Raw genomic sequence first — 23,398 nt, forward strand, 5'->3', positions numbered from 1 at the left:
TACTTTCCAGCTCATTCCGGGCAATGCTGAGCCTTTCCTTTTACCCTTTTCAAGCTTGCCCGCTCATTCCGGGCAATGCAGGGACTGATTACAGTCCTCCTACACACAAAAAAAAGCAAGCAAAGCACCTTCATTCAAAGGTCTCCTGCTCACTTTTTTCATTGCCTAGGAAATATTGTCGCTGATGGCTCCTGAGACATCGTACTGCTCGAGGTCTAGTTCGACGTCTTCGCCTGCTGCCAGTTTGGCGAGCTGGGCTCCAAGATATGGTCCGACTGTGAGACCTGAAGCGCCCAGTCCATTTGCCATGAATAGGTTATCAAAACCTGGAACGGTACCAATAATCGGAAGGAAATTCGGTGCAACCGGCCGGAATCCCACTTTTGTTTCAAGATAGGTTGCATCAGCCAGACCCGGAGCGACTGTTAATCCTTTATCAATGATTTCATGCATGCCCCCAAGAGTCGGGCGGGAGTCAAAACCCATCTCGTCTTCATGTGTTGCTCCGATGACAACCCTTCCTCCATCGAACGCAAGAATGTACTGGTTGTTCGGCGGCATGACGACTGGCCAGCTTCCGGTCCCTGAACCTTCAAGCTTCAGGTGGATGATTTGTGCCTTTTGAGGAGCGATGCTGAGATTCATCCCAAGCGGTTTCAGCAACTCAGGTGCCCATGCCCCTGCAGTTATGATGATTTTGTCAGCTTCATATCTTGTATCTCTCAAATAAACACCTGTCACGTTTTCGCCAGCGCACTCTAATTGGGCATCACCCTCCACCAGTGAAGCGCCATGTTTTTGCGCTGCATTCAGAAGAGCCAATCGCAGCAACCGTCCATTCACGCGTGCCCCACCGCTTACATGCACAGAAGAATACTCTTCTGATAAAGGCGGGAACAATTCATTTGTTTCATGAGGATCCAGCTGCCTGATTTCTCCGATTTCCGGAGCATCTTCACGCCTCACAGTCGCTCTTTCTTCCATTTTTATAAGTTTTTCCCGATCATGATGAAGGCTAAGGGCTCCTACACGCTGATAGCCTGTTTCCATCTCGCCATCATCTTCTAATTGTTTGATCAAAGACGGGTAAAAGGCCGCTCCATTCTTTGCAAGAAAATACCACGCTTTATTCCTGCGCTGAGTTATCCAGGGACAAATGATACCAGCCGCAGCATCCGTCGCTTGCCCTGGTTCTCCACGGTCAATGATCGTTACACTCTTTCCTTCCTTCGCTAAGTGATAGGCAGTTGAAGCACCTAATATTCCTGCGCCAATGACTACATATTTTTTCATAAATACACCTTTTCATAAAAGAATTCTTTGTCATCATTCTACAGAAATTCATCAATAGACTCAAAGTAAGCTATTCCTTTTACTTTTTCACTGCTAATTCATACATAAATAGCAATAAAATATGCAATCTACTCTCACATGGAGGAATTCTATTCATTTACAATTACTGAGAACAATAGTGCTGAATCATGAGAGTAATAAATAATCTTCCTGCTATAATAAAAACTATTGAAATTAAATCAAAAAGCCAAATGCTAACCTAACAGATCGTTACAGCAACCTATAAAAATAAGTTTCCACTCTCGAAAAGTTATTTTCGCTATACCTTAGGGGTTTCTGATATAATTTTTATTATTGTGCACTTTTAACAAAGATACTGTTGAAATAATGGAGTGAATATAAAGATGGATACTAAAAAGGCTTTGCCTATTTTATTTTTAGTTATGTTTCTCGTAATGGTTGGATTTGGAATCATCATTCCAGTCATCCCGTTTTATGCAGAAGAAATCGGGGCAACGCCTACTCAATTAGGATTATTGATGGCGGTCTATTCCTTGATGCAGTTCTTATTCGCGCCAATGTGGGGCCGCATTTCCGACAGGATTGGCAGGAAGCCTGTCATCATGATCGGTATACTGGGACTGTCCCTTTCTTTCTTCTTGATGGCACTTTCCACTGAGCTTTGGATGCTGTTTGCGGCACGGATCATCGGTGGGTTTTTGTCATCGGCTAATATGCCAACTGTCATGGCCTATGTTGCCGATATCACATCCGAAGAAGACCGCAGTAAAGGCATGGGAATCATCGGCGCTTCAGTTGGACTTGGATTCATTTTCGGTCCGGCAATCGGCGGTGTTTTCTCTCAATCAAGCCTGAGTACACCTTTTTATCTTGCAGGAGCTACATCATTGGTTACGTTCTTATTCGTTACTTTTGTATTGAAAGAGTCGCTTTCAGCTGAACAGCGCAGCAGTCAGGAAAAGGAGAAAAATTCATTATTGAAGGCTTTGAATGGGCCGCTATCCATGCTTTTCCTACTTCAGTTGTTCGTTTCACTTTCTTTGGCCGGACTTGAGGCAACGTTTGCTTACTTTGCTGCTGAAAAAGCAGGGCTTGGATCCGTGGAATTAGGATATATTTTCATGATCATGGGACTTGCAGGAGCCATTGTACAAGGTGGATTAGTCGGCAGATTGACTAAGAAGCTTGGCGAGGGTGTGGTCATACAGCTCGGTATCATCATATCTGCCGCAGGCTTTGGATTAATCCTGCTGACTGAAGGATTTGGCACTGCAGCATTATTCCTTACTATTTTTGGAATAGGAAATGGATTAATTCGCCCAAGTGTATCCTCATTACTGACAAAGAAATCGACAACAGGGCATGGCGGAACGACAGGATTGCTTTCATCCTTTGATTCTCTCGGCAGGATCATTGGACCACCTTTAGGCGGATGGCTGTTCTCGATCGCCATTGGAATGCCTTATATTTCAGGGATTATTTTATCAATGGTTGCCCTGATTCTATATCAATTCTATCAAGCACGAACAAAAACTTCCCATTCGTTAGACCAATAATGACAAACAGGAGGATGGCTTAATTGCCATCCTCCTGTTATTTATAGTTGCTCTGCCTTTTCTTAATTCGTTAAGGGGAGTCTTATTTTAACTAAGGTCCCATTGTTTAGCTTACTATGATAGGAAACCGTGCCATTGTGCTGTTTAATGATTTTATGGCAAATCATCAACCCTAGCCCCGTCCCTTTCTCCTTCAATGTGTAAAATGGCTCTCCTAAGCGTGGAAGCAATTCTTCCGGAATTCCGCAACCTTCATCTTGAACAGAAATAATACATTCACCATCTATCCCTTTTTGCAGTTTTATATCTATATTTCCACCCTTAGGCATGGCCTCCATAGCATTCTTAAAAATATTAAGGAACACTTGCTTGATCTGATTTTTCTCGCATGTTATGAAGAAGTCTGCACCCAGATAACTTCTGCTGAATTGTATATTTTTCATATTGGCCTGCGGAGATAAGAATTCGACGGTATGATCGATCAAATCACACAAGTTGGCCTGGTTAAGCTGGATAGCCTGAGGTTTTCCTAACGAAAGCATTTCACTTGTTATTGTTTCGATTCTTTCTAGTTCGCTAAGAAGCAAGCTGTTAATTTCATTTGACTTATTATCTTTTCCATACAGTTGGACAAACCCCTTTATTGTAGTAAGGGGGTTCCGGATTTCATGGGCTACCCCCGCTGCCAGTTCCCCCACAATTGATAGCTTTTCAGATTGTAAAAGAATCTCTTCGGCTTTTTTGCGCTCAGAAATATCCCTGCTTATTATCACAATGTGCTCGATTGTTTGAGCATCATCCATAACGGGCATACAACGGGACTCAAAATCCAACCATTTACCATTTATATGCTGGAAGCGGAACTCTACTGTCAGTGGTTCTTTATTTTTCATAATTTTTGTGATTGTGTCCCTGAAATTCACAACGTCATCTGGATGAATCACCTTACATATTTCTATGTTTTCAAGCTCTGGAACCTTGTATCCCAACACCACCTCATGAGAGGGGGAGAAATAACTTATGGCATGCTCTTTATCCATTACCATTATAAGATCTGATGTATTCTCAGCAATGAGGCGGTAATTGGATTCACTTTCTTCCAGTGTCTGCTCCATCCTCTTTCGTTCCTTAATAATCCTGTATAATTTTTCATATGACTCGATCAATAATCCTCCAATAAGTACTCCTATTGAAACAAATAATAAGTATTGAAGGTGGAAAACTGGATTGTCTCTAATTACGTTAAAAGCGATCGGTACAATAATAATATAAGTAACAATATATGAACTCGTCAGAATCATATATCTTCTAACAGGTTTAATATGTAAAGTGAGTTTATGAATCACGATAAAAACGGCCATGACTACTAACCAGCCAGCTATTGCTGGAAACCAGTTATCACTAGCCACCAATCTGGAGGCCAATGCAATACTGCCAGTAACTAAACCCGGGCCTGGCCCGAGATATGCAAAGACCAAAATGATAACTGCGTAACGGATATCATAGGAATAGCCTTGATCCTGGAATGATAGGCTAACGAGCACAGAGGAAACAATTCCCGCATATAACCCTGCCCAAATCCGCAGCTGTTTGAGTGGATTAAGATTCAGATAAGACCGAATTACTAAAGGAGTACTGACCATTAAAGAAAGCATTGAAAGATTAATTATGTAATCTATTATAATCAACTGGCTCCCACCTATATAAATTCCCGATTTACTAATTATCATATACCAGAGAATACACCTTTTCCATAGTATATAAGGTAATTGTTTGTTTATCGTTTTTAAAATTTTTAAAATAATTAAACTTTAACTTAAAATATTTCGATTTTCGTAGTAATATTAACATATTAAAGGAGGAGATTAATTTGACTAAAACGATTGAAAAGCGTTTTGCCCGCTCTGAAGTCCCTGCTGATTTGAGATGGAATCTGGATGATTTATTCCTATCTGACCAGGATTGGGAGGCGGCACTAAAAGAGATTGAAGATGACGTCAAAAAATTCTCGGACTTTAAAGGTATCTTACATACAGGTTCAAGGGCATTGCTGGAATGCCTTACTGCTCAGGAAGAACTAACGAAAAAGTTGGTCAAAGTTCGTACATACTCAAGCTTGAAGCAATCCGCGGATGGCACTGACCCTGTCAATCAGGCAAATTCAGCTAAGGTAGCAGCCATTGGCACACAAGCTTTGTCTGCTCTATCATTTATTTCATCTGAAATACTGGATTTCGAGGATGGAAAAATTGAAGAATTCCTTCAAGAAGAACCTGGTCTGGAACCCTTCAAAAAGAACTTATTAGAACTATTAGAAACCAAAAAGCATAGATTATCGCCTGAAACTGAAGAAGTATTAGCTGCGCTTGGTGAGGTCCATTCTGCTCCTTACAATGTTTATGGAATGGCTAAGCTTGCCGACATGCAGTTCTCTTCGATCCGGGATGAAGAGGGAAATGAATTGCCAGTCTCTTTCGCATTATTTGAGAGCCGGTATGAATTTTCACCAGACACATATGTCCGCAGAAAAGCATATGAATCCTTTGTCTCGACCCTAAAACAATATCAAAATACAATCGCTGCAGCCTATGCAACTGAGGTAAAAAAGCAGGTAACTCTCGCAAAGCTGCGAAATTATGATTCAGTGACACATATGCTCCTTGAGCCACAGCAGGTAACACCCGAGATGTACAATAATCAAATCGATATCATCTATAAAGAACTGGCACCACATATGCGCCGTTTTGCTGAATTGAAGAAAATGGTATTAGGCCTGGACAAAATGATGTTCTGCGACTTGAAGGCTCCGTTTGACCCGGAATTTGACCCAGCAATCACTTATGAAGAGGCTCGTGAGGTCATTATAGAGTCTTTAAAAGTAATGGGCCCTGATTATACCGCCATGATTGAAAAAGGCTTTGATGAGAGATGGGTGGACCTTGCTGATAATGTCGGCAAATCAACAGGAGCATTCTGCTCAAGCCCATATGGTTCACATCCATATATCCTGATTACATGGGCTGACAATATGCGTGGCTGCTTCACTTTAGCTCACGAGTTCGGTCATGCGGGACATTTTTACCTGGCGAACCAGAATCAGCGCATCATGAATGTCCGACCTTCCATGTATTTCATTGAAGCGCCTTCTACGATGAATGAGATGCTTCTCGCACAGTATCTTCTCGAAAAAAATAAAGAAGATGCGCAGATGAGCCGCTGGGTCATTCTGCAGCTTCTGGGAACGTACTATCATAACTTTGTCACTCATCTGCTTGAGGCAGAGTATCAGCGACGCGTATACGCCCATGCTGAAGTCGGAAAAGCCCTGACAGCAAAGACACTTACTGAAATCAAAACAGACGTCCTTAAAGGCTTCTGGGGCGATACAGTGGAAATCGATGAAGGAGCCGGCCTGACCTGGATGCGCCAGCCTCATTACTACATGGGCTTGTATCCATACACCTACTCAGCAGGTTTGACCGCATCGACTGCCGTATCCCAGCTGATCCAGGAAGAAGGCCAGCCTGCCGTAGACCGATGGCTTGAGGTGCTCCGCGCGGGAGGCACCATGAAGCCGCTTGAGTTGCTGAAGCATGCTGGATTGGATATGTCGACACCGGAACCAGTACGCAAAGCAGTTGCTTATGTCGGAGCATTGATTGACGAATTAGAGCAATCTTATCAATAATATGAAAAGAACCCATGGGCAATTTTGTACCCATGGGTTCTTTCTGGTTATTTATTCATTTTAGCGAGGAAATCTCCAAGAAGATCGTCCAAATCCTCTTCCTTCTCTTCGGTTCCCTCTTCTGGTTTGTCGGCCTGCTCAATTGACTCCCAGACAAATGAATCAAGGTCATCATCCATTGAATCGTTTTCAGTCGTTGAAGCAGTCTCTTCAATTACCGATGAATCCTCTGCTGCAATCACCGGTGGAGAATCCATTTCCTCTTCCTGAAGGTACAGGGCTTCATCAATTTCTGTTGATTTGCTGTTCAATGATGCAAGCAGTGCGGTGGCCCGTATGGGGTCTGTCAGAAGTTGATACACAATATTGCCCAGCAAAGCTTCTGAATGCTCATGCTTGATCCAATCCCGTTGCGATTTGCTGAGATTGCGCGGGAGAGGAATGGTAATCGTTTCGCGTTCCCTGGAATATGAATTCCCCACACCCTGCAAGACAAAATCGGCAATCTTGCTTGAGAAATTTCTTCTCTCGGTTTCTTTTAATTTTTGAAGATGCTTTAAGATATGGTCTGGTGTATCGGATGGGATACGAAACGACAGTGCTTGTCCTCTCTTTATCTCATTTGGGCTGGTTTTTTTCATGGGATCACCTTACTTTAGCTTTTAACAGGCTCTGTTGCAGTTTTGCTCTTATCTGATTTTTTTACAAAATCCATGATGAGCTTATAGTAAGCATTCGCCATCATCCAAATGCTCTCTTTTTCATCCTCGAAGAATTCGATGTTATAGCCATCAAGATTATTGTTTAATGTTTTAATATATTCTTTTAAAACTGTCGCGCCGCCGCCGACAAAGTAGCAGATCTCAGTCTGTGAGTTCTTTGCCCAGACATTACGAAGAAGGCGGTATTGCTTCTTAGCCAGTTCAAGAAGGATGCGGTCAGTGATATCATGTACGCTTGTCCGGCTTCCCTTAACCATGATGTGGTTACGGTCATTCTTGCGTGTGATGATTTCTACAACATCTGTCCGGCTGTCTAACTCCACACCATGCTTGCTGCGGATTTCTTCCCTGATTTGCTCTAATGCCTCAGAAACACCAAGGTTGAAGCCCTGTGCCTTATCATCATCAACATTGCGGTTCTTGATGACAGCGATATCTGTTGATAAGCCGCCGATATCCTGAATTAGGATTCTTCTATCAATAAGGTCTTTATTGATGATTTTCAGGCTATTGTCCATTACTAGATTGATATAAGCCGCGAAGCCTTCAGGGTAAACCTTTACTTCATCAAATTTGATATTTACTTTTAGACCCTGGTATTTAGGAGTAACAAGGAATTCTACCTGGTGTACAGATCCTACCAGCTTTGAACGGTAGCCAGCATCTTTTCCTTCCTTGACTTCACGAAGCGGAAGCCCAGTACCAAGGGTATAATTCGCATCGATGACATTCTTGCTTTTTGGAAAAAGCTTTGCGTTATCTTCATTGACTGCATCTAATGCAAGAGTTGCGAACAACATAATCAATGTCTGATCTTCCTCGGACTTGCTGCTTCCGGGATCAAGTTCTGTAGCATTATCACTTTTAGTCGCCAGATTGCCGACACGATAAATAGCGTTATTATCCTTCAGGGCAGGGGAGTGGACACGAATATGAATTCCATCAAGTGGATCCTTTGTGTCAAGTTCCTCAATACCGATGACAGGACGGTCTTCAGTGTCCCTTGCTACGATATTAGGGATGTTTAACTCATTATCAAATTCTCCAAAAATAGCTTTAATAGAATCGTTACCAACATCAACAGCTGCAATTCTAGATTTCGTCATTTCTATCATTCCTTTTCAATAATCTATGTTTATGTATACTCACTTACTATTTTAAAGGTAAAGGTAAATAATAGATACTGCAAGAAGTACGGGCAAAAAGAAATATAAATGTAAACATGTAAACAGGCTGTAAACCTCACATTCATTGTATACATAATTGTACACAATGAATACAAAGTTGTATACATATTGATTTAATGCTTTGTTTACAGTTTTGTATACACGTAAACGCAATTGTAAACATTATGTTTACAATATGTGTACTTGTTTACATATTTGTATACTTAAGTTTTGATCTCTGTTGTTTTCAATTAATTCCCAGTTTCCCTTCACGTGTGTCCCCTCCCCTACCCACTTTACTAATTAGTTTTTTTGCAGCAATTCCAAAAAAAGCATCCTCGATTTAAAAAAACAGATACGAAGGGAAAAATCGAGGTATGGTGAGGATGTTGAAAACGAATTGGATTCGGGAATTGGATAAGGAGTAATATTAGTAGTTTTTCTATAAGGCTGTTTTCGTAAGAATTGTTGTTAAAATCCTAAAGCCGAATTTAACGTGATAAAAGGCTATTTTGCAGGTTGGCATTAAGAGTGCAAGCTCTTTTTTCATAATCAGCTTCATTTTATGAAGAAACATAAGTCATTAAATTCTATTTTGTAGTCAATAGCAACAAAGTTTGAGAAAAGAGCCTTCTATAAAAAGCATGAGGAGGTGTGCACATCAACTTATGACCACACAAAAATCAAATTTTTTTCGATTGGCAAGAAAACAAACGTTCATGGTCCTAAATAGAAGTAAACTCCCCTCCCCTATCAGTTGGTTAGAGTAGGAGATATAGTCGATACCTGACGAAAGAGGAAGAAGAGAGCGAAAAAAAAACAAAAGCCAGGCAAAACGCCTGGCGATAATTGTTCTATATTTTCTTTACAAATTCAGACTTGAGCTTCATTGCTCCAAACCCTTCAAGTTTACACTCAATATCATGGTCACCATCAACTAAACGGATATTTTTAGCCTTTGTCCCGATTTTAATCACTGAAGAAGTACCTTTTACCTTTAGGTCCTTGATGACAGAGACGGTGTCTCCATCGTTCAGGACATTGCCGTTCGCATCTTTGATCACTTTGTTATCCTCTCCATTAGAAGTTTCAGCAGCAGGATCCCATTCATGGGCGCATTCTGGACAAACCAGGAGGGTACCATCCTCATAAGTATATTCCGAGCCGCATTTAGGGCAATTAGGCAAATTAGACATGTTTGAAGCCTCCGTTATTTGATATTAAGATTAATTATAGCCAAGTTTCGGTGATGTTCCTACCTTATTACAGAAGACTTCAGTATAGTAAGAAGCCCTGGCAGGACGACCGGTCATCCACCAGGGCTCTTTTGATTAGTTTTCGGCAAATTCCCTACGGTTTTTCTTAAAAATCTTAGATAAAACTTCATAAACAATCGGTACAATAATCAGGGTTAAGAGTGTCGAACTGGTCAAACCACCAATTACGGTAATCGCCAGACCTTTGGAGATCAGTCCGCCTCCGCCTGATCCTATAGCTAAAGGAATCAAGGCTCCTACTGTGGCGATGGCGGTCATCAGGATTGGACGCAAGCGGGTAGCACCTGCCTCAAGAACCGCATCGCGCATCGTCAGTCCTTCTCGTTCCATGTGAATGATCCGGTCTACAAGCACGATGGCGTTCGTTACAACGATACCGATCAGCATCAACAGACCCATCATGACTGAGACAGAGATGGTTTCTCCTGCGATAAGCAACCCAACAAACGACCCAATGACTGCGAATGGAAGCGAGAATAGTATCGCGAATGGTGCGACACCCTCACGGAAGGTAACAACCAGGATGAAGTAGACGATCGCAATCGCAGCAAGCATTGCAGCGCCAAGCTGGGTGAATGTTTCCGTCATATCTGCCTGGACGCCGGCTACTCCGACTTCCACTCCTTTAGGAAGATCTAATCCATCGATTGCTTTTTCAGCTTCTGCAGCTGCCTTTGAAATATCTTTACTGACGACAGTTCCTGATACAGAAGCATAATACTGGCCTTTGCTGCGTGCCAGGGCATTCAGCGTTGTGCCTTCTTCTACACTTACTAATTCAGACAATGGCAAAGTGGTACCAATCGCTGTTTGTACTTCAGTGGCAAGAATATCATCGATTGATTCAGGCTGTTCTGCTTGCTGCTGCTGAACAATGACATCAAGAGATTCTCCATCTTTTTCTACGGTCGTCAAGACCTCTTTCGACTTGTTCGGATTGAGCATCATAACGATTTGTCCTGTTGTCAATCCGTATTGCAGCAATTCATCCTGTTCAACCTTGAAGGTGTATTCTACATAAGCATCTTCCGCACTGGAGGACACATCCTTCAAGCCATCAACTTCTTTCATTTCTTCTTCTACCATCTTGACTGTTTCGTTTAACTTGCCTAAATCCTCACTGTACAAGGTATAGCTGATTTCATTCTCAGGCATCGACATTCCGCCGAAATTCTGGCTCTTCCATTCGCCGCTGTGGCCAATGTTAAACACATATTCCTCAAGTTCATCTCTTACTTCCGAGAAGTTATCCATTTCCGGATCAAAGATCAGGTACATTAATGCTCCGCCTGCACCTCCGCCCATCATGGCAGTCATCTGATCAGCCTCTTCGTTAATCGATACCTGTACGATATCAATGTCTTCGCGTTTCAGCATCTCTTCTTCTACTTCTGCTACATTTCCAATTGTTTCATCCTTGAGCTCACCTGCTTTAGGTGTGTAAGTCAGATACATTACTTTTTCTTCTTCGCTTCCCATGAAGCTGAAGCCGATGATCGGAGTCAAAGCAAGACTTCCTACAAGCAAGACAACAGCAACGAGTGAAGTGATGACCTTATGGTTAAGAGACTTATTCAAGACGCCTTTGTACCAGTTAGCCAGCTTTCCAACTTCCTTATGGCTGCTTTCAGACTTATCACCATATAACTTCTTCCTGAATAAAAAGTGAGATAATGCTGGTACGATCGTAATTGCTACAATCAGTGAAGCACCCAGAGCGAATGTCATCGTCAGGGCAAAAGGAGTGAATAATTCCCCTACCATCCCCCCTACGAAGATTAACGGTGCGAATACAGCAACTGTCACAAGTGTGGAGGACAGAATTGGCTTGAACATTTCAATTGTCGCTTCACGCACAAGTGCCCGGCCCGTTAACCTCTCTTCTTTTAGATGGAGGCGGCGATAAATATTCTCTACGACAACAATCGAGTCATCAATAACACGGCCAATCGCTACAGTTATCGCACCAAGCGTCATGATATTAAGCGTGATGTCCATCCAGTTCAATAGCAGCAATGCCATAAAAATCGAAACTGGAATCGAGACAATTGATATAATCGTAGATTTGAAGTCACGCAGGAAAAGCAGGATAACAAGAATGGCGATTAATCCGCCAAATAAAGCTTTTTCAATCATTGTAAAAACAGATTCTTCAATCGGCTCCCCCTGATCAAGCGATACTTCAATGACCAATCCATCAATTTTAGCCTCTTCTTCTTTTACTAAATCTTTTACCGCATTAACTACATCAACGGTATTCGCTTGCTGCTCTTTGACAATCTGCAGGGCAATCGCATCTTCACCATTTGTCCGTGAAATAGATTGTACTTTACCAACCAGCTCAACCCCGGCAACTTCGCTAAGTTTTACAAAGGGTGATGGGTTTTCTGCAGAAGGCGTGACAGGAATCAGCATATTTTTCAATTCATCTGTCGTCGTGAATTTGCCATCGACGGCAACGGCCTGCTCGCCTTCTTTGAATTCAAAAAGGCCTAAAGAAACCCCTAAATTGCTGGCTTGGATCATTTCCTTTACATTCGTTTCCGTTAATCCAAATTGCGCAAGTTTGGCTTCATCGTATGTTAAATTAACTTCTTCAATATGCTGTCCTGTCATCGTCACAGAGGCAACACCATCGATTTTATCGATTTTCGGAAGAATGACTTTTTCAACGGTGGATGTAAGCTCCACAATATCCTCAGTTGAACTGCTGACACTCAATGCAGCAACTGGCATCATATTCATGCTGATCGCTGTGATGGTCGGTTCCTGAGCCCCTTCCGGCAGAGTCACCATTTCTAATGCCGATTGTAAAGCACGCTTGGCCTCATCCATATCAATGCCATACTCATACTCAACCTGAATACTCGACATATTGGAGTATGAATTCGAATAGACATATTTAACGTCTTCCAGGCCCTCTACCGCTTTTTCAATCGGAATCGATACATCCTCCATTACTTTTTCAGGAGTTGCTCCAGGATATACATCCATAACCATTAGGTATGGGATTGAAATATTCGGGATGGTTTCCATGTTCATCCGTGTGCCAGAATAGATCCCGGACACCGTGATGATAATCGTAAGCAGCCATACGGCCAGTTTATTTCCAAGGACAAAATTGACTAAATTTTTCACTACTGCACCTACCTAAAAATGACTTTATTGACGATAATAATCTTACTGACTGACTGGTCATTTGTCAACGATAGATGTACAGAAGCTTTAGAGAATAACACAAAAAAATCCGCTTCTTTTAGAAGCGGATATCGTATTTTTATTCATCATCTACTTCGCCGTCACCAATTTCATCTTCTTCCTCAACATCTTCCAGCTGTTCCCCTTCCTCAGGCGGTGCGTCATTGCCGCAGCCTGTCACAGTGAACATGGAAATCGCCAATAAAAACATAAACAATAGCTTTTTCATTTTTCTACCTCCTTTTGTTGAAGTTTTTCCTATGCTTTATTTTTCTATGTAACCTTATTTCATAAAATTAGGTTTCCTTGTCTAAAGAGTGGCACAAACCAAAATGTAAAATCCTGATAATATTTATATTTATTGTAATAAATCTCTTTAAAAGTTGAACAATAATAACAAAGGAGTGACTCGTCCCATGAGTGGAACAAACGTAGAACTTACTTCAACAGAGATATCAAATTTATGGTCTTCCTATTTAAAAAGCAGTATGGAGTTGAGGTTCTTTCAATATTTCAATGCAACAACTGAGGATTCCGAGATTAAAAATATTGTAGGAAAAATGGTGGAGTACTCACAAAAGAGCCTTGATGACCTTGAGGAAATTTTTACAAAAGAAAACCTGACAATCCCTTTAGGTTTTACCGAAAAGGATGTCAGGCTGGACGCTGATAAAGTATTTTCTGATACCTTCATCTTATATATTTGTCATGATATAACGATGCTGTCATTGAGTACATACCCCGCTGCCTTTCCCGATTGCACCAGGAAGGATGTCCGGAATCATTTTCAAAATGCTATAGAATTCACCATACAAATTCAAAATGAAATCACTGATTTGATGCTGTCACAAGGGGTATTTTTGAAGTCACCTCAGATAGCAATGGACCATACAATCGATCTGGTTGATAACATGAAATACATCAATGGTTTATTCGGTGGTTCAAGGCCAGTGAATGCAGCGGAAATTGCGAATTTATCCAGAATCATCCATCGGGCCAGTTTTTCTAAAATGATTCTTGTGACTTTCAGCAAACTTGCTTCCGATAAGGAAGTGAAACAACACTTCAGCAAAGGTACAGTTTCCTTAGAAAAGGTTTTACATTCACTACAAGAGGTCTTCGAAAAGGAGAATATCCCTATATCAGCATCTGGGGACTATAACATATTAAATACGAAAGGGTCGCCATTTTCGGATAAGCTGATGCTGTTTTTTTGTGAATACCTGCTTAGGAATGTTCTGCTTCATCATGATCAACCAGGCATTGACCTCAAGCTTGAGAACAGATATCGTAACAAAATTCACGGTGATCTCCAACCAAATGAAGATGTTTTACGGAAAAGGATTGCTGTTGATGATAACAGAAAAGTGGCTTGAGCAGCCACCTCAAGTGTTGGATCGAAAACTATAGAAATAATAAGCAGGTCAAATTTGACCTGCTTATTTTAATTCAATACACTTGTTATTTTTGCATAACCCATAGAACTTCTTTCCCCTTAAAAATTTTCCGAGAAATAAAATTCCGCGTTTTTCTCTTAAATCTTTTCCTATATGTCCAAGTCCTTTTTTCCTTCCTTCATAAACTATGTACGAACAGCTACGTTTATCGAAAGGAGAAGGTATAATTGCAAACTGTTATTCACTTAAACTTGAGGGTTGATCCCACCCAATATATCCCTCAGATACGAGAAATCCCTGGTTACGATTATATTCATATGGTGCGCCAGCCAAAGTACATGACTGACCTGTCTCTTCTAAATGAAAAGGTTCACTATCTCAGTGAAATTTATTCCCCAAAGAAATTCATTAAGAAAAATAATATTTCTCTTCTACATGCCCACCATGGCCAACTGGGCATATTGCTGCTCCCTTTCAAGGAAAAGACAAAACTTCCGCTGGTAACGAGTATTAGAGGCCGTGATGCAACTCTTGCTGATCAGCCCGTTGCCTATTTGGAACATATGAAAATGCTCTTTGAAAAAGGAGACCAATTCTATCCTGTTTGCCATTATTTAGCTGACAGGATGATATCCTGGGGCTGCCCACCAAAAAAAATCAAGGTCCTTTACGGAGGAGTTGATTTAAAAAAGTACCATTACAGAGCTCCGGATGTTCAAGGATCAGGACAGAATATTCTGTCCGTAGGAAGATTAGTAGAAAAGAAGGGCCATCATGTCTTGATGAAAGCCTACAAAAAAATTAAAGACCGCTTCCCTAATTCCACGTTGACCATCATTGGAAGAGGCGACCTTCAAGAGGAACTTCTCTCTTTAGCCAAACAACTGGATTTAGGCGACTCTTTCAAGTTATTAAACCATCTCCCAAAAGAACAAGTAAAACAGCATATGATGAATGCCGATTTGTTCTGTGCTGCCAGTATGGAAGCGTCCAATGGAGACCTCGAGGGAATCCCAAATACCTTAAAAGAAGCCATGGCGTTGGGGGTCCCAGTAGTCTCTACCTATCATGCAGGTATCCCTGAATTAATCACCCATAATAAAGAAGGCATTCTCGCACAGGAAAACAATGTCGATGAACTGGCAGATGCACTTGAATATATGCTGAACACCAGGAAACATTGGACTTCATTTACAGAAGCCGCACGACAGAAGGTTGAACAGTACTTTGATGCTGACCAGCAACTTCTTTTACAGGCAAAATATTACGATGAGTTGTTGGGAGGGAAAAGAAAATGAAGGAATTTAAAACCATTAAAGTCACGAAGGGCATAAAAACCTTAATAATTGATAACCCAACTAACTATCCATTGATTGGAATGGGCTCTCAAGGGGCTGTATTTAAGTTATCAGAAGGAAAATGCGTAAAAATCTATACAGACCAGCTGCAGGCGAAGATGGAGGCAGAAGCACTGAAAGCAGGCCAACATTTACCCTTTTTCCCAAGACTATATGAAACAGGGGCCAATTTTGTGGTAATGGAATACTTCAACGCTCCTACATTGAAGGAATATTTGCGAAACTGCACCTATATCCCAGAATCAATTACAAAAAAACTACTTTCTATACTCAATGCTATGAAGGATGCAGATTTTACGATGGTCGATGCACCATTACGGCATATTTTTGTCCTGGAAAATGAAGAATTAAAAGTAGTCGATCACGTGAACGCCTTCAAAAGGCAACATCCCGTTCCTCTTAAACTATTAAGAGATTTGAATATCATTTTATTAAAGGATTCTTTTTTATCCCGAGTCAAAAAACTGGAGCCCGATACCTTTAAAACATGGGAAAAGTATTTCGATAAAAACAGTTTTGATTACAAAAATATTCCTGTCACATCAGGCGGTTCTGGAAAAGGAGTCAAAGTTGAGAGTTCTGTCACCCAGCCACTCATTGGCAAAGGACATCAAGGCGCAGTATACCGAATAAGCGAAGACAAATGTGTAAAGATCTACGGAAAACCTGGACATTGTAAACAAGAAAAAGACGTTCTTTTAGCAAACCAGCATTTATCATTCATCCCTACGGTATATAAAACGGGGGACCAATATGTAGAAATGGAATATTTAATCGGTCCTAATTTAAATCAATATCTGAAAAAACAATCTAATCTATCTGAAGATATAACGAAACGTCTCCTCGATATTTTGAAAACAATGAAAAAGGCTGGATTCAAACAAATCGATGCACCGTTAAGGCATATTTTCCTGACCAATCAAGGATTCAAATTTGTCGATCATGTTTACTCATATACGCGGGTACAGGACCGTCCTCTGGAATTGTTCCAAAATCTTCATGAAAGAGGTTTTCTGGAGTCATTCCTTGAACAGGTAAGAGCATTGGACCATAAAACTCATGCTAACTGGACGAAAGAGCCAATCCCGCTTTCCGAAGTAGTTCAAGCAATTGAGGAATCTACAGTAGACAAGAATCAGCGTAGAAAAAAAGAAAAGCTTCCTGAAGAAAAGAAAAGCTGGTTTAGAAAAGAATACAGAAACCATGTAAAGGATCGAAGAAAATGAGTATTATCGTAACAGGTGCAGCTGGATTTATAGGGTTTCATCTGTCAAAACGATTATTATCACTGGGGTATCAGGTGATCGGTATTGATAACTTGAATGAATATTATGATGTCGCTCTAAAAAAGGAAAGGTTGAGTCTGCTAGAAACTACCGGAAATTTCACCTTTTACAAAATAGATTTGGCAAATCAAGATGAAGTACTTTCCGTCTACAAAAATCATTCAATCGATATCGTCATCCATTTAGCTGCTCAGGCAGGAGTGCGATACAGCTTAACCCATCCACACTCTTATGTACATTCAAACCTGCAGGGATTTCTGAATATATTAGAGGCATGCAGGCAATTTCCGGTAGAACACATGATTTACGCCTCTTCCAGCTCGGTATATGGGGCAAATGCAAAAACCCCCTTCTCTGAAAAGGATCCAGTCGACCACCCTGTAAGTTTGTATGCTGCCTCCAAGAAGGCTAATGAATTAATGGCACATACGTATAGTCATTTATACGATATTCCAACAACAGGGCTTAGATTCTTTACAGTATATGGCCCATGGGGAAGACCTGATATGGCCTATTATTCATTTACAAGGGATATTATTGAAGGCAATCCAATAAAAGTATTCAATCATGGAGACATGAGCAGAGACTTTACTTTTATTGACGATATCGTCGAAGGAATCGTAAAGCTCCTCCATCAACCTCCTAAACAACAGGATGGATGGAATCGGGAAAAACCAGACCCCAGCTCCAGCTATGCTCCTTTTAAACTCTATAATATCGGCAACAATAACCCAGTGAAACTCCTCGATTTCATTCAAATCCTGGAAGAAAAAATTGGCAAAAAAGCAAAAATGGTATTTTTGCCAATGCAGCCAGGTGACGTGAAAATAACTTATGCTGATATAACGGATCTTCAGAAGGATGTAGGCTTCTCTCCTTCTACAGCATTAGAAAAAGGGCTAGAATCTTTTGTTAATTGGTATAAAGATTATCATCAGAAAAAATGATTGGAATTGTAATAAACAGCAACGTGGTTGGTCAATGACAAAACTAAAAAGGATTCCATTGGTATAAGAACCAAATGGAATCCTTTTTATCATTTATTCTTTTGTTACTAGATAAGCTTTGTACTCTTCAACACCATCTTTTTTAACGTATACAGCAGCTAGTACCCAGTCTCTTAGAGAGTTTAATTCCCTAGTAAAACTTGTCCTTTAACAAACCTTGATAATAACCACAAATTTTCGTCAGGTTTTGATCTTACCTCTTTTACAAATTTCAATTCCATATTAGAACTTTCATCATCTCATTTGGCACCTTTACCAATTCCGCTATTGTCTGTTTTAGATAACAAGTGTAATTTAATAGTTAGTACTATTTATCCAGTGCATAACAATTTTATAAAAAAGAGGCGATACAAGAAATTGAACATTTGGAATTCATACAAAAACTCATCTTTCATTTTAAAAATGACAGTCGGCTTCGTCCTAGGTATTTTAGCTGGTGTTTTATTTGGGGCGGAAGCCGAGATTTTCAAACCTTTTGGAACACTGTTAATAAAATTGCTTAATCTCATCGCTACTCCCGTTGTATTCCTGACGGTTGTGCTCGCAGTGAATCAAATGAATCCTGCGCAATTAGGCCGGACTGGAGGAAAGCTTGTACTTTATTATGGAGCGACAACGGCTGCTGCCGTCTTGATCGGCCTCGGACTTGCATTATGGATCAATCCAGGAAGTTCCCTCTCTCTGCCTAGTGCGAAGGTTGAGAAGCCCGCGACACCTTCCTTCTCAGATGTGATCTTCAATATTGTCCCGGATAATTTCTTCTCGGCTTTTACATCAGGAAACTTAATGGCCATACTGTTCCTGGCAGTCATTATTGGCTTTACGATTTCAGGGATGAGATTTGCTAATGAGGAAAAAGTCCAAAACTACGGAACTCATCTGCAAGCATTTTTTGAAGCGGCAAATGAGGTGTTCTTCAGAATTTTGAAGGGGATCCTTCTTTACGCTCCAATCGGTATTTTTGCGATAAGTGCTTCGACATTTGGCACACAAGGTTGGGATACATTAACTTCCCTATTAGAGTTTACAGCAGTATTTTATATCGGGGTCATCATTCTATGGACTTTTGTTTATAGTGGAACATTGAAACTATTCAAAATTCCGGTCAAAAGCTTCTTTGCTAACACAAAGGATGCCTATACGACAGCGTTTTTCACTTCCAGCAGCATCGCCTCATTGCCAGTTGCGATTGAAAGTGCGAAGAAGGCAGGCATCAGCGAGAGAATGGTGAATTTCAGTTTACCTTTGGGAGCTGTTTTCAATTCTGATGGCGGAGCACTTCGCATGGGCGCATCGATTGTCTTTGCTGCCAATGTAACAGGGATCAGTTTCTCACTGACTGATTTTATAACCATAGTCCTGATCGGGACTCTCCTTTCGATTGGCACAGCAGGCATCCCTGCGGCTGGGCTGGTGACCCTGTCAGTCGTGCTGACGATGTTTGACCTGCCACTAGAGGTCGTTGCACTGATTGCCGGTGTCGATGCGATTATCGGAATGGCCGGAACAGCATCGAATGTAGTAGGAGACGTCGTTGGTGCAGCGGTTGTCGACCAATCCGAAAAGAAGGCTGAAATGGCTGGTTAATAAAGACAAATAGACCGCATCTGCTCTTAGATGCGGTCTTATATTTCCAATTATAAATCAAGCAGCACATTACCCTTACCGCGTGAAACACAGCTTAGCATTGTACGATTTGAGCACCGCTGTTCATCTGTCAGGAAGGAATCGTAGTGGTCAATCTCCCCCTCAGCTACCTTCACCTCACATGTACCACAACCGCCGACTCTGCAGGAATACGAGACATCAATTCCAATTTCACGAAGGACATCAAGCAGTGATCGTTCTGCAGGCACTTCAAGGTGTTTGCCGCTCTGTTTCAATGTAATTCCAAACGGGAGCGCATCCTTTTTCACAGGTGATGCGAACCGTTCAAAATGGAAATTGAATGCTGGATAGCCGTACCTTATAGCTGCACTTGAAAATTCTTGAATCATTTTATCCGGCCCGCAAAAATAAACATGTGTGCCGATTCGATGATCCATAAGCAGCTTTGCTGACAAACGTTGCCGATTCTCTCCCTCAGAAAAATAAAAATGGCACAGTCCAGGGTAGGTCTGGTTCAGGAAATCAAAAAATGCGCATTGCTCTTTTGACTTTGCAGCATAATGAAGCTCAAAGGATTGGTTTTTCTCACTAAGCTCAGCCATCATTGATAAAAATGGGGTAATCCCGATACCGGCTGCATAAAAAACATGGTGCTTTGCCTGAAAACTCAAAGGAAAATGGTTTTTTGGATAGCTGACTTTCAAAACATCCCCTTCAGAAACATGATGGTGCCAGTACTCAGACCCTCCAGTTGAAGGCTCTGCCAGTCGGACAGCTATTTCGATGGAGCCAGGTTCCGATAAATTAAAAACTGAATAAGATCTTTCCAATGTCCCCGAAGCTTTCGGCAAATGTGTGGAAATATGAGATCCACCGCTGAATGGCGGCAGCTTCAATCCATTCAGCGCCTGAAGGGTAAATCTTTTAATTGTCGCAGTTTCTTTTATAATTGATTTTACACGTACTTCAAGGGTAGATTTCTGATGCAATCAAAAGCTCCTCCTATTCTATTTGATCGTTACATATCCTAAATAGGCATCCAAACGGCGTGAATAATGGTCTGACACTTCCAGTTCCTGGCCGCAGTGAACACAAACGACATGTGTCTGATCCGACACCTCATTCACCCCGTGGCATGTGCAGCAAATCAGCTTCTTCTTAACAGGTCCGTTAATAAGTGATTGCATGTCATGTTCAGTAAATCCAGCCATCATTGCTACGTCTTTTATCCTTTTAACAAAATCTTCTTTACCGGAAATGTATAAGTAGGCGCCCATTTTCTGCTTGTGGAACCATTGGTTGACAAAACTTTCTTCACTTTCTTCTTCTAAAATATGAAACTCAAATGTTACATTCTCATCCAATGCCTGCCGAACGAGAATATATAGATTCCGATCAACTTCTGAATCTGTACAAAATAAAAGCTTCCTTTTACCTTCCACATATGAAAACATATCTTGAATCACCTTTTTTCCAATTCCTTTTCTAGATATTCCAGGACAACTTCGCGGTAAAGAGAGATGCCTTTATAATCCGCAATGAAATCCGGAAGTTCCTGGAGGATCGACGAAAATTGCTCCAGCCATGGTGTATGTTTAATGAATTGCTCAAGCGGAAGCATATGGGTGTGGATCGTAAATAAAATTCCATTGCTTTTTGGCAGACGGAATAATTTTTGGACCTCAACCCGAAGATGAACCAGCTCACCAACATTTTCTTTCGTCACTTTTTTTCGAGCCTGCCCCCATTCAGCAAAGGTTTCAAGCGAAGTATCCAACCGGTTGCCTGCCATCAGGGACCAGTTTTTCCTCCACCAGGGACTCCCTGCCTCAATTCTCATTAAGAACTGGAGAATTCGCTCATCTAGAGAGGCGGACTGAAATCCGGGAATGGGTGTATGTATTTCTTTGAATGACATGCCAGCATCAAAATACAATGACCAATTGGCCGGAAAGCAAAGCTGCCCTGCATCTAAAAAAAGGTCACCATCCCGCTGCATCATCAAAATCAGATCCTCCTGGACATGCCGGCCAACAAAATCCAGAGGTTCCCGGTCCAGTGTCGTCGGATCTCCAAACGTGAATGATTGTTTTTCACCTTTATGAAGGTTATTGAATATCCAATGACCTCCGTTGGTAACAAGCTTGAATTTTTCAGGATAATATTCAGCCAATTGATTCAGAATTAAATCCAACGCTTCCCACTGGGCATCCATTGTATGGGGCTCTGAGTGAAAACAGCGCTTGGGGTGCATTTTCAACAGCCCTCTTTTAAGATTCAATTCCTCTATATAAGAATCCGTCACTTCGATTGCAATTGGTGGATTTAATGGAATCGCATTGTTAGAATATCTATATACATTATTTTCAACAAATGGATAAGGAAATGCGCTGATTTTCTCAGTAGAGGCCATCGTTATCCCACCTTTTCTGAATTTTTCATCTACTTAATACTATACAGAAGTTGGCTGATGAATTCATTACAAGCAGGAAAGTTGGACAAGCTTATATAGGGCAAGTTGTAAACCTCGGTATAATTGTGTCTTTTTCCTGAAATAATGATGAAGTATGCAAACCCGGAGTTTTATCACTTGACACTTAATTAGTTTTATATAATAATCGTTACTGTATTAGAATTATTCTAGTTTACCGAATAGTTAACTGAACTTTATCAGTGAAACTATTTCAAAAAATAACTCAACCATTCAAGGAGGAAATTAATCATGGCATTAATCGGTACTCAAGTTTTACCATTCACAGCAAACGCATTCCACAAGGGAGAATTCATCACGGTTTCTGAAGAAAACCTTAAAGGTAAGTGGAGCGTAGTTGTTTTCTATCCAGCAGACTTCACATTCGTATGCCCAACTGAGCTTGAAGACATGCAAAACGAATATGCTACATTAAAAGAAATGGGAGCTGAAGTATACTCTGTATCAACTGACACTCACTTCACTCACAAAGCATGGCATGACCACTCTGAAGCAATCGGCAAAATCGAGTACATCATGATTGGAGACCCTTCACAGAAAATCTCTCGCAACTTTGATGTATTGAACGAAGAAGATGGTCTTGCAGAGCGCGGAACTTTCATCATCGATCCAGACGGCGTTATCCAAACTGTTGAAATCAATGCAGGCGGAATCGGCCGTGACGCTAGCCAGGTAGTAAGCAAGCTAAAAGCAGCACAATATGTACGCAACAACCCAGGCGAAGTTTGCCCTGCTAAGTGGAAAGAAGGCGGCGAAACTCTTAAGCCAAGCCTTGATCTTGTAGGAAAGATTTAAGGGGTACACTCCCATGTTATTAGATGCAGATATAAAAGCACAATTAGCCCAATATCTTCAAATGATGGAGGGCGATGTGCTGCTTAAAGTTAGCGCTGGATCGGATGATGTATCACGAGACATGCTGGCTTTAGTAGATGAATTGGCAACAATGTCATCCCATATTAAAGTGGAGCATGCCGAACTGGAAAGAACACCCAGCTTCAGTGTCAACCGCCCCGGTGAAGACACTGGGGTGACATTCGCGGGCATTCCTTTAGGACATGAATTCACTTCATTAGTGCTGGCATTGGTGCAGGTGAGCGGCAGAGCACCTAAGGTTGACCAGAAAGTCATTGACCAGGTAAAAGCAATAAAAGAAGAATATCGTTTTGAAACTTATGTCAGCCTGAGCTGCCATAACTGTCCTGATGTTGTACAAGCCTTAAATGTAATGAGTGTTTTAAATCCTGGGATTTCCCATACGATGATTGACGGTGCAGCTTTTAAAGATGAAGTTGAAAGCAAGCAGATCATGGCTGTGCCAACGGTAATG

Annotated in this window: 18 protein-coding genes and 2 pseudogenes; 10 read left to right on the forward strand and 10 right to left on the reverse strand. The window is 41.2% G+C overall.

Going from position 1 to position 23,398, the window contains the following annotated elements:
* Positions 1–165: 165 nt before the first annotated feature.
* Positions 166–1,293: an NAD(P)/FAD-dependent oxidoreductase gene (locus TY49_RS17350; protein ID WP_041967175.1), complete on the reverse strand. Its 1,128-nt coding sequence runs from the start codon at positions 1,291–1,293 to the stop codon at positions 166–168.
* A 404-nt stretch (positions 1,294–1,697) separates the two neighbouring features.
* On the opposite strand from TY49_RS17350, the gene TY49_RS17355 reads away from it, so the two are divergent.
* Positions 1,698–2,870 carry a tetracycline resistance MFS efflux pump gene (locus tag TY49_RS17355; RefSeq protein WP_041967176.1) on the forward strand — a complete coding sequence of 391 codons (1,173 nt, stop codon included), beginning with the start codon at positions 1,698–1,700 and terminating at the stop codon, positions 2,868–2,870.
* 62 nt (positions 2,871–2,932) lie between these two features.
* Here the strand turns inward: TY49_RS17355 and TY49_RS17360 are convergent, their stop codons facing one another.
* The gene (locus tag TY49_RS17360) at positions 2,933–4,558 is read right to left on the reverse strand and encodes an ATP-binding protein (protein ID WP_041967177.1); all 1,626 of its coding nucleotides are present in this window, start codon (positions 4,556–4,558) and stop codon (positions 2,933–2,935) included.
* A 182-nt stretch (positions 4,559–4,740) separates the two neighbouring features.
* Here TY49_RS17360 and pepF point away from each other — a divergent pair, with 182 nt between their 5' ends.
* The gene (gene pepF / locus TY49_RS17365; RefSeq protein WP_041967178.1) at positions 4,741–6,558 is read left to right on the forward strand and encodes an oligoendopeptidase F; all 1,818 of its coding nucleotides are present in this window, start codon (positions 4,741–4,743) and stop codon (positions 6,556–6,558) included.
* A 47-nt stretch (positions 6,559–6,605) separates the two neighbouring features.
* On the opposite strand, the gene TY49_RS17370 is transcribed toward pepF, so the two are convergent.
* The 5 genes from TY49_RS17370 to TY49_RS25065 form a co-directional block, all read right to left on the reverse strand.
* Positions 6,606–7,199: a hypothetical protein gene (locus TY49_RS17370; RefSeq protein WP_041967179.1), complete on the reverse strand. Its 594-nt coding sequence runs from the start codon at positions 7,197–7,199 to the stop codon at positions 6,606–6,608.
* A 14-nt stretch (positions 7,200–7,213) separates the two neighbouring features.
* Entirely contained in the window at positions 7,214–8,386 is a 1,173-nt protein-coding gene (locus tag TY49_RS17375; protein ID WP_041967180.1) for a ParM/StbA family protein, read from the reverse strand.
* Positions 8,387–9,300: 914 nt separating this feature from the next.
* Complete coding sequence (locus TY49_RS17380; protein WP_041967181.1) at positions 9,301–9,642, reverse strand: zinc ribbon domain-containing protein YjdM; 342 nt, start codon at positions 9,640–9,642, stop codon at positions 9,301–9,303.
* Positions 9,643–9,777: 135 nt separating this feature from the next.
* The gene (locus TY49_RS17385) at positions 9,778–12,861 is read right to left on the reverse strand and encodes an efflux RND transporter permease subunit (protein ID WP_041967182.1); all 3,084 of its coding nucleotides are present in this window, start codon (positions 12,859–12,861) and stop codon (positions 9,778–9,780) included.
* Positions 12,862–13,000: 139 nt separating this feature from the next.
* Positions 13,001–13,150, reverse strand: a complete 150-nt coding sequence (locus tag TY49_RS25065; RefSeq protein WP_198135646.1) for a lipoprotein — start codon at positions 13,148–13,150, stop codon at positions 13,001–13,003.
* 187 nt (positions 13,151–13,337) lie between these two features.
* On the opposite strand from TY49_RS25065, the pseudogene TY49_RS17390 reads away from it, so the two are divergent.
* From TY49_RS17390 to TY49_RS17410, 6 genes and pseudogenes are all read left to right on the forward strand, one after another.
* Positions 13,338–14,096: pseudogene (locus tag TY49_RS17390) on the forward strand (DUF3231 family protein); the annotation flags it as partial.
* Between the two features lie 73 nt (positions 14,097–14,169).
* Positions 14,170–14,331, forward strand: coding sequence for a DUF3231 family protein (locus TY49_RS25450; RefSeq protein ID WP_269745762.1), 162 nt, complete (start codon positions 14,170–14,172; stop codon positions 14,329–14,331).
* Between the two features lie 214 nt (positions 14,332–14,545).
* Positions 14,546–15,616 carry a glycosyltransferase gene (locus tag TY49_RS17395; protein ID WP_041967183.1) on the forward strand — a complete coding sequence of 357 codons (1,071 nt, stop codon included), beginning with the start codon at positions 14,546–14,548 and terminating at the stop codon, positions 15,614–15,616.
* A complete protein-coding gene (locus TY49_RS17400) occupies positions 15,613–16,902 on the forward strand; it encodes an RIO2 family protein (protein WP_041967184.1) in 1,290 nt (429 codons plus the stop codon). The genes TY49_RS17395 and TY49_RS17400 overlap by 4 nt, the downstream gene beginning before the upstream one ends.
* Positions 16,899–17,909, forward strand: a complete 1,011-nt coding sequence (locus TY49_RS17405; RefSeq protein ID WP_041967185.1) for an NAD-dependent epimerase — start codon at positions 16,899–16,901, stop codon at positions 17,907–17,909. Before TY49_RS17400 ends, TY49_RS17405 begins: the two co-directional genes overlap by 4 nt.
* Positions 17,910–18,326: 417 nt before the next feature.
* Entirely contained in the window at positions 18,327–19,556 is a 1,230-nt protein-coding gene (locus tag TY49_RS17410; RefSeq protein ID WP_052442224.1) for a dicarboxylate/amino acid:cation symporter, read from the forward strand.
* Between the two features lie 50 nt (positions 19,557–19,606).
* On the opposite strand, the gene TY49_RS17415 is transcribed toward TY49_RS17410, so the two are convergent.
* The 3 genes from TY49_RS17415 to TY49_RS17425 are packed head-to-tail and all read right to left on the reverse strand — an operon-like array spanning position 19,607 to position 21,990.
* Positions 19,607–20,566 (reverse strand): PDR/VanB family oxidoreductase, encoded by a 960-nt coding sequence (locus tag TY49_RS17415; RefSeq protein ID WP_041967186.1) that lies wholly within the window; start codon positions 20,564–20,566, stop codon positions 19,607–19,609.
* Positions 20,567–20,584: 18 nt separating this feature from the next.
* Positions 20,585–21,031, reverse strand: a complete 447-nt coding sequence (locus TY49_RS23990) for a dimethylamine monooxygenase subunit DmmA family protein (protein WP_052442225.1) — start codon at positions 21,029–21,031, stop codon at positions 20,585–20,587.
* 8 nt (positions 21,032–21,039) lie between these two features.
* Positions 21,040–21,990 carry a heme-dependent oxidative N-demethylase family protein gene (locus TY49_RS17425; protein WP_041967187.1) on the reverse strand — a complete coding sequence of 317 codons (951 nt, stop codon included), beginning with the start codon at positions 21,988–21,990 and terminating at the stop codon, positions 21,040–21,042.
* 309 nt (positions 21,991–22,299) lie between these two features.
* On the opposite strand from TY49_RS17425, the gene ahpC reads away from it, so the two are divergent.
* Complete coding sequence (ahpC, locus tag TY49_RS17430; protein WP_041967188.1) at positions 22,300–22,863, forward strand: alkyl hydroperoxide reductase subunit C; 564 nt, start codon at positions 22,300–22,302, stop codon at positions 22,861–22,863.
* A 13-nt stretch (positions 22,864–22,876) separates the two neighbouring features.
* Positions 22,877–23,398 (forward strand): annotated as a pseudogene (locus TY49_RS17435) (alkyl hydroperoxide reductase subunit F); the annotation flags it as partial.

It is taken from the genome of Mesobacillus selenatarsenatis SF-1, from assembly GCF_000813125.1.
GTDB classification, from domain to species: Bacteria; Bacillota; Bacilli; order Bacillales; family Cytobacillaceae; genus Mesobacillus; species Mesobacillus selenatarsenatis.

Excerpts from the sequence above, each read along its gene's own strand:
- TY49_RS17350 (WP_041967175.1), bottom strand. The coding sequence starts at position 1,293 with ATGAAAAAATATGTAGTCATTGGCGCAGGAATATTAGGTGCTTCAACT.
- TY49_RS17355 (WP_041967176.1), top strand. The coding sequence starts at position 1,698 with ATGGATACTAAAAAGGCTTTGCCTATTTTATTTTTAGTTATGTTTCTC.
- TY49_RS17370 (WP_041967179.1), bottom strand. The coding sequence starts at position 7,199 with ATGAAAAAAACCAGCCCAAATGAGATAAAGAGAGGACAAGCACTGTCG.
- TY49_RS17375 (WP_041967180.1), bottom strand. The coding sequence starts at position 8,386 with ATGACGAAATCTAGAATTGCAGCTGTTGATGTTGGTAACGATTCTATT.
- TY49_RS17380 (WP_041967181.1), bottom strand. The coding sequence starts at position 9,642 with ATGTCTAATTTGCCTAATTGCCCTAAATGCGGCTCGGAATATACTTAT.
- TY49_RS25065 (WP_198135646.1), bottom strand. The coding sequence starts at position 13,150 with ATGAAAAAGCTATTGTTTATGTTTTTATTGGCGATTTCCATGTTCACT.
- TY49_RS25450 (WP_269745762.1), top strand. The coding sequence starts at position 14,170 with ATGATCAACCAGGCATTGACCTCAAGCTTGAGAACAGATATCGTAACA.
- TY49_RS17400 (WP_041967184.1), top strand. The coding sequence starts at position 15,613 with ATGAAGGAATTTAAAACCATTAAAGTCACGAAGGGCATAAAAACCTTA.
- TY49_RS17405 (WP_041967185.1), top strand. The coding sequence starts at position 16,899 with ATGAGTATTATCGTAACAGGTGCAGCTGGATTTATAGGGTTTCATCTG.
- TY49_RS23990 (WP_052442225.1), bottom strand. The coding sequence starts at position 21,031 with ATGTTTTCATATGTGGAAGGTAAAAGGAAGCTTTTATTTTGTACAGAT.
- TY49_RS17425 (WP_041967187.1), bottom strand. The coding sequence starts at position 21,990 with ATGGCCTCTACTGAGAAAATCAGCGCATTTCCTTATCCATTTGTTGAA.
- ahpC (WP_041967188.1), top strand. The coding sequence starts at position 22,300 with ATGGCATTAATCGGTACTCAAGTTTTACCATTCACAGCAAACGCATTC.